Raw genomic sequence first — 9,801 nt, forward strand, 5'->3', positions numbered from 1 at the left:
CCCTCACTTTAAAAAATTGATTATGAAATATCTTGAAAATCCTTTTCTAATTTTTTTATTGATGGATAAATATTTCTAAAAAAATTTAACTCTAATTCATCCTCATCCATTTTATTTATTTTTTCTTTATCTATATCAATAACATTTATTAGAAAATTTCTTTTATCATTTTCATCATATTCATCAAAATCAGGAATATAATTTGTTTCATGTAAGTTATAATTTATTTCGTGATAAGTTCTTACAAATCTTTTTACTTCATCTTCATCAATTTTATCTCTAAGATCAAATCTATCTATAAATTTTTGTACTAACCAATCTAATTCGAATAATAAAGTTTTATCATTCATCTGAGAAAAGAAAAACATCCATCCATATTTATCATTCTCGTCAATAAAGCAACCTGTTATTCTTAGATTTAATTCCCATAAAAATAGATCTATATTCTGGAAGCCAGAACGACTATGTTTTACAAATATATCTTCAATAGAATGTTCTAAATTATATCTAGATTTATCCCTAACACTAAAATCTTTTCCAGCTATTTGATAACCTAAATATATAAAACCTTCTTTTATTTTACCAATTTCTTTTTTTTCTTCATTAATTTTTAAATGATTATTATCATCTATATTTAGAAATTTCATATCATTTTTACTTTTTTTAATAAATTTATTTTCTATTGACTCAAACTCTTCTTTATTACATAATATAAGAATATCATCAACAAATCGATAATAATCATACTCATTTGAATTAAGATGTTTATTATCAAAATCCATTAAATATATGCTTGAAAGTATATTAGAAATTGGTAATCCTTGTGGAACACCTTTATCATTTTTAGTTTTTCTATTTTGAGTTAAACTATTTTCGGGAACAGTAGGAGTAATAATAGCATTTCTTATTAAATCTATCATTTTCTGGTTTCTGGTTTTATTCTTTATTTTTTCTAATAGAAAATCATGATTTAAAGACCCAAAAAAATTACTAATATCAATTTTAATATAATAATTAAATTTTTCATTTTCTATTGTATTTTTTATTTCATCTATGATTGTTTGAACAATAAAATGATATAAATCATCAGAAAATTGATTATGTATAATTTCTTTTAAAACACTTAAAGTAAGTTTATCCCTTATAGTCGGTATAGAAATAACTCTTGGTGGCTTCCCTCTACCTTTAGAAAATAATTTTTGTTTATATGGAGTGAACTTATAATTTCCATTAACAACTTTTCTAGAGATGATTTTAATATTTTCTACCAAATTCCTCTCAAAAACTCTTCGAGTTATTTTATCTAATCCTGGATTCGCTTTACTTCTTACTTTTTCAAAATAGTGATCTTTTAAATTTTTATATTTAAATTTCTCTTTAAATTCTTCAGATGTAGACATATTACCCTCCCTGCCAAATGAATTATAAAAGTTGGAGACCCTTCATATATTAGCATAGTTTAATACTTTACTGTATTTCAAGTAAAGTCACCAGGGTAAACCTTAGTAAGTATCCATATCTTATTGATTAGGTTACCTTTGTATTAATAATTTCAAGCATCAATAACCATACTTGATACTTGAAATTATTATCAAAAGTCACTTGTTAAAAAGTAAGAGCCTCCAACTCAATACAAATTTTAACATAATCGGACAAAATAATCAAAATTTGAATATGAATAATTGTTTAGCTTTTGATTTTAGCTCTAGTATTTCAGATAACGTCCCTGGGATTCGCGACGTCTCATTGTTGCTCCTATACTTTGCCTATTCTCCTAAATTTCATAAGTCAGTACTTCAACCCTGCCTCTTCCTCTTATCTAGATGTCGCTAATCGCATGTTATCTGAAGTGCGTTTTAAATTTCATCTAATTATATTTAACCTTAAATTACAAATTATATATTAATCAGTTATTCTATAAACTATATAATCATTTAATTCTTCTCCTTTAATATATGGCTTTACCCATGTTTCTTCTATCCATATCTTATCTTTTATAGTTCCATCTTCATTTTTATATATTCTCCAATATCCTTTTCTATAATGACCCCTAACAAAAGTTTGTTCATAATCTTTATGATTTTCTTTTTTATGGTTATTAGAACTATTATCATATTCATGTTTGTAAATATACCTTTTATTGGAAGCTGATGCTTTATACTTACTATTATTAGTTGTATATGTTTTACTTTCCTCATTTATTTTCCTATCTCTATTATCATTTGTAACATAAAAGAGCATATTTGATAGTATATTTCTTAATTTATCCCCCAAAAAATTAGCCCTTATATTGCTATTAATAATTTTATTGCATTTAATTTGTGGATTCGGAAAATAAGTAGAATATAAAAAAGAAAAAAGAAGATTTTTATATGAATTAAACAATTTTATATTAACAAGATTATTATCTTGATCATTTTGGTTAATATAAACATCCATTATTACATCTTCACTTATATTATTGACTTTTTCGTTTTTAGATAAGATAACTTTTAAAGGAAATTTAATTGAAAAAATATTAGTAAAGGGAAATTCATTAGGAAGTTTTGTTTCACGTTCTCTACTAAATTGATAAGTTTTTTCTTCAGATAACTCAATAATAATTTTTTTCATATACTTCAATCCTTTCTTTTATTTTTTACTCAATTTTTTTGATTTAATAAACATTTTAACATTTTAGACAATACCACTGAGTTTCACGACATTTCATCAATGTTCCTAATCATAAATCAAACACAAAAATTTTATATGTCATTTCTATTTCCATTTGAGTTCATGTTATCTAAAGTGCTAGGTTATTATTTTAACGTTTTCCTATATGCGACTTCTAAAGCTTTTAAATCTTCAAATTTCCAGTCTCTTAAAGATACTACTACTTGTCTATATTTAAGAGTTTGAAAATTTATAAAACAAAATATCCCTTTAGTTAAAAATTTATGAACTGTATGATACTTTGGAGTAGACATATATCCAGTAGAATTATATTCATTATGAAATTTATTAACTTCTTCAAAACCATACATAGTTTCATCTTTTTCATATAAATAAATTCCCTCAATAGCTTTAATACCATCTCTAAAACATCTAAGTTCCTCTTTTGAATACTCATCACAAATATCATTATCTGCTTCAAAATATAATATCGGAGAATATTTTGAATGTAAAGACGGCATATATATAAGTAATCCTTTAAACTTAAATATATATTCAGAATTATCATCATTTGTTAAAATTGAAAAATGATTTTTATCAATTCTTTTTATTTCTAATATATCTCCAGAACAAAATCCATTATACAAATCTAATCCAAGTTTAAAATCAGAGTTTATAATAGAACTAATGATTTTAGTTGCTATATTTATATCAGTTATTAATTTCACCTCATTAAGTCCCATTCCAAAACCAATACTATCAAATATTTCGAGAAAACAGTCTAATATTTCTTTCTTTTCTTTTAAATTTTTATCTTCTAAAATTGAGACATAATTTTCATAATTTTTAACAAGTTGACTATAGCCTGTAACAGTCTTATATTTATCACCAATAGCATCATAAAAATAAGCCTCTAACTCCTCAAGAAACCCATCAAATAAATTTTGAATTTCAATTTCATCAAAATGAATTTCAGAATGAGTAACTTGATTTCTTAAATCTTGCAATTCAATTAATTTATTAGAAAACACTTCAGATAAATTATAGCCACATATCTTTGTAACTCTCTCTATTGCCTCATTAAAATTTACTGTATGAATTTTATGCTTTAATTCTGTTTCAAAAATACTATCTAAACTTTGGTTACGTTTTTGTACAAAAGCATTTTTTACATTTCTATCTATATTTGAAAACACAAGATATTCACTCTCTTTGTATAATATATGTTTGAATAAAATTTCAATTCCATGATGAATAAATAATATAGCATCTTTTAATAAATAAGATCTCTTTTCTATTTTTATCTCATCACTTGAATAATACTCACTTTCATAATCTTTTAAGTATCCCTATATGTTAGGATAGTTGTCGTAAGGAATAAAATCTGTGTTATAATAAAGTAACGACAATAAAAATCCTAAGGAGAGGGTTCATATGCCCAAAAAAGTATATTCTAAAAAATTAAAAGAATCTGTTTTTAAAAGACTTGCCCCGCCAAATGCTGAAAAAGTACCTGCTTTAGCAGAAGAACTGAATATTCCTAAAAATACTCTTTATGGCTGGAGGTCTAAAGTGCTTAAACAAAGTTCTAAAACTAGTAAAAAAGCTAGTAATTGGAGCTCTCAAGATAAATTTCAAGCTGTTTTAGAAACTGCTAGTCTACCTGAATTAGAAACTTCTAAATACTGTAGAGAAAAAGGAATTCATCTTGAAGAATTAAAAAGCTGGATAAAACAGTGTCAAAGTGCTAACAATACAACATTTGAAGATACTAAGAAAATTAAGAAGAATCTGAAAACGGAACAAAATAAAAATAAAGAACTTCAAAAAGAGTTGCGACATAAAGAAAAAGCTTTAGCAGAAACTGCAGCTTTACTAGTACTCAGAAAAAAGGCAAATGCGATTTGGGCGGACCCCGAGGAAGATTGATCAGTGATTCAGATCGCACAAAAGCAGTAAAGCTGATCAATGAAGCAAGCGAAAATGGTTCTAGATTAGAACCAGCTTGCAGAGAGCTTGGAATTAGCTCTCGTACTTATTACCGATGGACTAAAGACGACAATATAAAAAAAGATCAGAGACCTATAGTTGAACGGAAACCACCTAAAAACAAATTGACAGAAACAGAGAAAAAAGAAATTATTAAGATTGCAAACAGTAAAGAATATGCTGATCTACCACCATCAAAAATTGTGCCGGAATTAGCTGATAAAGGCAAATATATTGCTTCAGAATCAACCTTCTATAGAGTCTTAGAAGAAGAAAAAATGAATACTCATAGAAGTAAATCTAAAAAACCAGTAAAAAGAGAAAAACCAACGCATATAGCTACTGGACCTAATCAAGTTTGGACTTGGGATATAACCTGGCTTAATGCTTTTATTAAAGGTAAATTCTTTAAACTATATTTAATCACTGATATGTATAGCAGATTAATAGTTTCTCATGAAGTATGGGAAACCGAAAAGGCTGAGTATTCTCAAAGATTAATTAAAAAGGCAACTCTTTCAGAGGGAATTGCTAAAAAAGATAACCCGTTGATATTACATTCTGATAATGGCAGCCCAATGAAAGCTGCAACATTTATGGCGACTTTAGAAAAATTAGGTATACAGAGCTCGTTTTCAAGACCGAGAGTAAGTAATGATAACCCTTATTCTGAGTCCCTATTTAAGACAATGAAATACAGACCAGTTTATCCAAATAAAGGCTTTGAAAATTTAATTCAAGCCAGAGAGTGGGTTTCTAAATTTGTACATTGGTATAATCACATTCATTTGCATAGTGGGCTTAATTTTATAACGCCCTATCAGAGGCATCATGGGCTTGATATAGATATTATGGAGAAACGTATAGAGACTTATAAAAAAGCAAAAGAAGCTCATCCAGAAAGGTGGTCAGGAGAAATTAGAGATTAGTCTCTACCTGAATATGTTACATTGAATCCAATGAAAGAAAACGAAGTTGAAAAATGTCTTAACCAGCAAAACTCTTAATTTCAATATTAGGGCGGTAGTATTCAAAGAAATTTTTAATTAAATACGACAACTATCCTAACATATAGGGTACCCAAGCTTTTTCCCAGATTCCTTTAATTGATCTATTCTCTTTTTTCTTTTATGATATGAATTAGAATGTAATGATGAATCATATAAGTCATTAAATTCACTTGGACTTGTTGCAGTTAAAGTATTATCTTGTAAATCTGCTAAAATAAATTCATTTAAAGAAGAGTACTTAAACATTTTAGGTACTTGGGGGAATTTATCTAATTTTTTCAATTGTACATTGTCATCACAAGAAGATAATAAATCTTTTAAATCATTCCTAGCTTTTTTACTTTCTATATATTCTAACATATTCATAAAATCACCTCTTTAATATAAGTACAGTACTTGAAATTTATTTTCAGCTAACGTCCTTGGGGTTCGCGACGTCTAGCTCAACCCTCTTATAACTTGTCCAGCCTCTAAAACTTTCATATGTAATACCGCCCTTCACCTATCTTCTTAACCTAGATGTCGCTAACCCTATGTTAGGCGATGTATCCAGCTCGTCTATCCTATTTTACTTAGCAATTATTAAACTATATTTTGCTATAGCTATCTTTTTAATCTGAAATTAATCTTAATTAAAAATAACTTTATGATTAAAAAGTTTTAAATAACGCTAAAAGCTTGGATTTTAATCACCCAAGCTTTTCTAATAAAATTCTATATAATTTCAGCTACTCTTTACTTTAAACTATTAGCAAAATCATTTAATTCTGCTTTTATTTGATTCCAAACATCTAAAAGTGAAAGCACTAAATCTTTCATCTCTTTCCAATCAAGATAAAATGAGTATGAATGTCTATAAAAATGCCTAAAACCTAAATAATCTTTTATTTTCTCTTTTGAATCTTTGGAAATTATTTCTTTCCTTTTATCATTAGATTCTCTCATCTGTACTAATAATTCTTTATGCCAATTTGAACCATTTGGCTTTTCACCATCTATGCCTTTTGCTATTACTAAAAATATATTTTCTATCCCATTATAAAAAGAATGTAACACAGAAGCTAATGCTGTAAGCTCTACTAACTCAGGTTCTTTTTCTTCACATCTTTTTATCAAATCTTCATACTTATTTAATAATTTATCTACTTGCTCTATTTCAAATTCAACTTTATTTAATATTGCTTTATGATACATAAAGTAATTCTCCTTCCGTAGTCAAAAATGAAGCAAAGTCATCATCTTTATCTAAATTAACTAAATCTACAGAATGGTCTAATTCTAACATAAGCTTACCAATTAAATTAAAATACTTTCCAGAAGGACATCCTTTTATAGCCAAATCTATATCTGATTCTTCTTTCACATCACCTTCAGCAAGAGAGCCGAATAGATAAATATCTTTGCAACCTTCTTTCTTAAGAATTTTTACTGCTTTTTCAACATCTTTTTTATAACTAGATGGTAGCCTATCTAGATCCTCTAACATATTATCACCCCACATTAGCTCATTCTCTTTATTTATATTATACCACAATTACACCTTAAACATAAAATCATATAACTAATTTTTTCTAAATCACATAAAAATTAATATAATCTTTGATTTATTTATTGTAATTTCAAAATAATTAGCTGGATATGTCGCCTAACTTCCCTGGGATTCGCGACGTCTCGCTACTGCTACTTTACTTTTGCTTATCCTCCTAAATTTCATAAGTCAGTACTTAACCATGCCCTATCATCTGTACCTAGATGTCGCTAATCTCATGTTAGGCGATGTATCTGCTGTCTCCTTTAATCAAAATCTTACATTAAAAACACTTTACTTGTTTATTTGTTCAAATTGCATAAACTTTCCTTTTTAAAATTTAGGTTTATATCAAATAATAAATTTAAGAGAAACAAAATTAATATTATTTGGAGGCTATATATAATGAAAATATCTAACCTATTACACCCTGAACGATTATTTAAAAAGAATATTACCGTTGAAGATGAACTATCTACCATAGAAGCATATAATATATGGAATGCTCTAAAAACCAGATATACAAGCTTAGAAACTTATGAATTATTTAGAAACTTCGTTCATGATCGAGATTTTGATTTATTACTTGACCAACATCTTGAACATTTCCAAGAACAAATAGATATTCTTGAAGATATAGCTAAAAAACTCAAAGTAAAAGTTCCTTCAAAACCTCCCGAACAAATAAAAACGTCCACTCATATTGATTCTATAACTGATAAGATGATTTTTAAAAGACTTTATTCAGATTTAATAGCTGAATTATATTCATTAAGTGCTACCATAAGTAGAAGTAGAGTAAATGAAAGTTTAAGAAAACACTTTATAAATTTTGTAAATAGCCATTTAAACGACTTCCAAAATCTTTATAAATATGGCAAAGTAAAGGGGTGGACAGAAGTAGCTCCATCTTTTAAAACTCATAAACCAATGAAAAAAGAAGAACTATCTACAAGTGAAGCGGGACATCTATGAGAACTTCTTAATTCAAGATATGATCAATTACAACTGACCCGTATATTTTTAGGTTTTGTTCATGATAAAGACTTAGAAATGATATTAAAAAAAGGCGTTTCAAAATTAGAAAATCAAATCAAAACACTTGAAGAAAAAGCAACAAATTTTGAAATTCCTCTTCCAGAAAAACCACCTGCTTCAGAACAAGCAACAATAGATCCAGAAATTATGGAAGATAAATTTGTTTATAGAATTATTCTAAAAGGAGCTCAAGATGCTATAGATACTCATATCCGTGCAGTAGTAGAAACTGTACGAAATGATAATATTCGTGATTTGTTTTTTCAACTCTATAATGAAGAGGTAGAACTTTACAATGATTTTATTCGTTATGGCAAAATGAAAGGCTGGGCATATATAGCTCCAAAATATAGAAAATCTTAAGCTTAAAAAACCAACTATCTTATTCCAAATTATTACAACTAAAACCAATAGAAACAAAACCTCATTATTTTTTCTTATATTACACTTACATTAGTAAGATCATCAGCAGATATGTCGCCTAACGTCCCTGCGATTCGCGACGTCTCTCTACTGCTCCTATACTTTGCATATTCTCCTGAATTTCATAAGTCATTGCTGCAACCCTGCCTCTCCCTCTTACCTAGATGTCGCTAATCGCATGTTATACGAAGTCTCTGCAAAATTTAACTTTCATTTTTGACTTACTATAATTGCAGTTTTAAATATATATAATTTGTTATTAAATTCAATTATCCCACCTAATTTAGTTTTTCCATAATTATTTGTTTTAATGATACCAGTTTTATTAATTTTAGCAATGCTTTCTTCTGGTTCTGATTTTAAAACACTTAAAATAGCATTATTAAGATTAATATTTTCATCATTTATTTTTATTTTTATTTTTTTCTTATCATTTATATTTAGCTTTATTTTATTTATCTCTTTTTTACCTATGTATATATCTACAGGATTATTATTAGCATTTAAAATAGAAGATGGAGATGAAACAATTGTAATAATATCTCCAATATGTCCTAATTCATTAAAAATAAAACTAGCGTAATAATTAAAACATATTAAACTAATTCTTTTATTCAAATTCTTAAATTCATAGTATGAAAGAGATTTTTTGTTTTTTATTGGTTCTCTAAGATTATCTACTACATTAAAAATTTCTTTTAACTTATCTTTATCTCCATATACGGAAGACAGATCTTCGCTAACAGAAGACGGTAAATTATATTTGTTTTTTGTTTGTTCTATATGGTAAATTAAAATTTTTCTATTAAGCTGTGTATAATAAGTTAATTGGTTAAACAAAATGATAAATGATATTATAGTTAATCCTATTGATACTATTGTTATCAATGTTTTATATTTTCTATTTTTAAATAATTCTATTAAAAATAGAATAAAAAAAATTATTAAAATAATGTTTTCCATATCAAATCCTCCAAGATGAATAGTTGTATTAAAATAAAACTACAAAAGATTTCGTATAACGTCCCTGGGATTCGCGACGTCTCATTGCTGCTCCTATACTTTGCCTATTCTCCTAAATTTCATAAGTCAGTTCTGCAACCCTGCATATCCCTCTTAGCCTAGATGTCGCTAATCGCATGTTATGCGAAGTCCATATAA

At 27.0% G+C, this 9,801-nt stretch carries 11 protein-coding genes; 4 read left to right on the top strand and 7 right to left on the bottom strand.

Annotated elements, in window-relative coordinates; translation table 11 throughout:
* Positions 1–20: 20 nt before the first annotated feature.
* From JOC47_RS14960 to JOC47_RS14970, 3 genes are all read right to left on the bottom strand, one after another.
* Positions 21–1,400, bottom strand: a complete 1,380-nt coding sequence (locus JOC47_RS14960; RefSeq protein ID WP_204703211.1) for a reverse transcriptase domain-containing protein — start codon at positions 1,398–1,400, stop codon at positions 21–23.
* Positions 1,401–1,902: 502 nt separating this feature from the next.
* Positions 1,903–2,613, bottom strand: a complete 711-nt coding sequence (locus JOC47_RS14965) for a hypothetical protein (RefSeq protein ID WP_204703213.1) — start codon at positions 2,611–2,613, stop codon at positions 1,903–1,905.
* Between the two features lie 185 nt (positions 2,614–2,798).
* On the bottom strand, positions 2,799–3,848 hold the full coding sequence (locus JOC47_RS14970; RefSeq protein ID WP_204703215.1) for a hypothetical protein: 1,050 nt from the start codon (positions 3,846–3,848) through the stop codon (positions 2,799–2,801).
* Between the two features lie 238 nt (positions 3,849–4,086).
* Between JOC47_RS14970 and JOC47_RS14975 the strand changes: the two genes are divergently transcribed.
* The gene (locus JOC47_RS14975; protein WP_204703217.1) at positions 4,087–4,581 is read left to right on the top strand and encodes a transposase; all 495 of its coding nucleotides are present in this window, start codon (positions 4,087–4,089) and stop codon (positions 4,579–4,581) included.
* On the top strand, positions 4,578–5,570 hold the full coding sequence (locus tag JOC47_RS14980; RefSeq protein WP_204703218.1) for an IS3 family transposase: 993 nt from the start codon (positions 4,578–4,580) through the stop codon (positions 5,568–5,570). The genes JOC47_RS14975 and JOC47_RS14980 overlap by 4 nt, the downstream gene beginning before the upstream one ends.
* 135 nt (positions 5,571–5,705) lie before the next feature.
* Here the strand turns inward: JOC47_RS14980 and JOC47_RS14985 are convergent, their stop codons facing one another.
* From JOC47_RS14985 to JOC47_RS14995, 3 genes are all read right to left on the bottom strand, one after another.
* Positions 5,706–6,017: a hypothetical protein gene (locus JOC47_RS14985; protein WP_204703219.1), complete on the bottom strand. Its 312-nt coding sequence runs from the start codon at positions 6,015–6,017 to the stop codon at positions 5,706–5,708.
* Positions 6,018–6,386: 369 nt separating this feature from the next.
* Entirely contained in the window at positions 6,387–6,845 is a 459-nt protein-coding gene (locus JOC47_RS14990; RefSeq protein ID WP_204703220.1) for a ribonuclease toxin HepT-like protein, read from the bottom strand.
* Entirely contained in the window at positions 6,835–7,137 is a 303-nt protein-coding gene (locus JOC47_RS14995) for a nucleotidyltransferase family protein (RefSeq protein ID WP_204703221.1), read from the bottom strand. The genes JOC47_RS14990 and JOC47_RS14995 overlap by 11 nt, the downstream gene beginning before the upstream one ends.
* Before the next feature lie 447 nt (positions 7,138–7,584).
* Here JOC47_RS14995 and JOC47_RS15000 point away from each other — a divergent pair, with 447 nt between their 5' ends.
* A complete protein-coding gene (locus tag JOC47_RS15000) occupies positions 7,585–8,154 on the top strand; it encodes a DUF3231 family protein (protein WP_204703222.1) in 570 nt (189 codons plus the stop codon).
* Between the two features lie 42 nt (positions 8,155–8,196).
* Positions 8,197–8,580 (top strand): DUF3231 family protein, encoded by a 384-nt coding sequence (locus JOC47_RS15005; protein ID WP_338035364.1) that lies wholly within the window; start codon positions 8,197–8,199, stop codon positions 8,578–8,580.
* A 270-nt stretch (positions 8,581–8,850) separates the two neighbouring features.
* On the opposite strand, the gene JOC47_RS15010 is transcribed toward JOC47_RS15005, so the two are convergent.
* Positions 8,851–9,603, bottom strand: a complete 753-nt coding sequence (locus JOC47_RS15010) for a hypothetical protein (protein WP_204703223.1) — start codon at positions 9,601–9,603, stop codon at positions 8,851–8,853.
* Between the last annotated feature and the right edge of the window lie 198 nt (positions 9,604–9,801).

This window comes from Halanaerobacter jeridensis (genome assembly GCF_016908315.1).
GTDB classification, from domain to species: domain Bacteria; phylum Bacillota; class Halanaerobiia; order Halobacteroidales; family Halobacteroidaceae; genus Halanaerobacter; species Halanaerobacter jeridensis.

What these genes read in the sequence shown, in the direction of transcription:
- JOC47_RS14960 (WP_204703211.1), bottom strand. Translation starts at nt 1,400, where the DNA reads ATGTCTACATCTGAAGAATTTAAAGAGAAATTTAAATATAAAAATTTA.
- JOC47_RS14965 (WP_204703213.1), bottom strand. Translation starts at nt 2,613, where the DNA reads ATGAAAAAAATTATTATTGAGTTATCTGAAGAAAAAACTTATCAATTT.
- JOC47_RS14975 (WP_204703217.1), top strand. Translation starts at nt 4,087, where the DNA reads ATGCCCAAAAAAGTATATTCTAAAAAATTAAAAGAATCTGTTTTTAAA.
- JOC47_RS14985 (WP_204703219.1), bottom strand. Translation starts at nt 6,017, where the DNA reads ATGAATATGTTAGAATATATAGAAAGTAAAAAAGCTAGGAATGATTTA.
- JOC47_RS14990 (WP_204703220.1), bottom strand. Translation starts at nt 6,845, where the DNA reads ATGTATCATAAAGCAATATTAAATAAAGTTGAATTTGAAATAGAGCAA.
- JOC47_RS14995 (WP_204703221.1), bottom strand. Translation starts at nt 7,137, where the DNA reads ATGTTAGAGGATCTAGATAGGCTACCATCTAGTTATAAAAAAGATGTT.
- JOC47_RS15000 (WP_204703222.1), top strand. Translation starts at nt 7,585, where the DNA reads ATGAAAATATCTAACCTATTACACCCTGAACGATTATTTAAAAAGAAT.
- JOC47_RS15010 (WP_204703223.1), bottom strand. Translation starts at nt 9,603, where the DNA reads ATGGAAAACATTATTTTAATAATTTTTTTTATTCTATTTTTAATAGAA.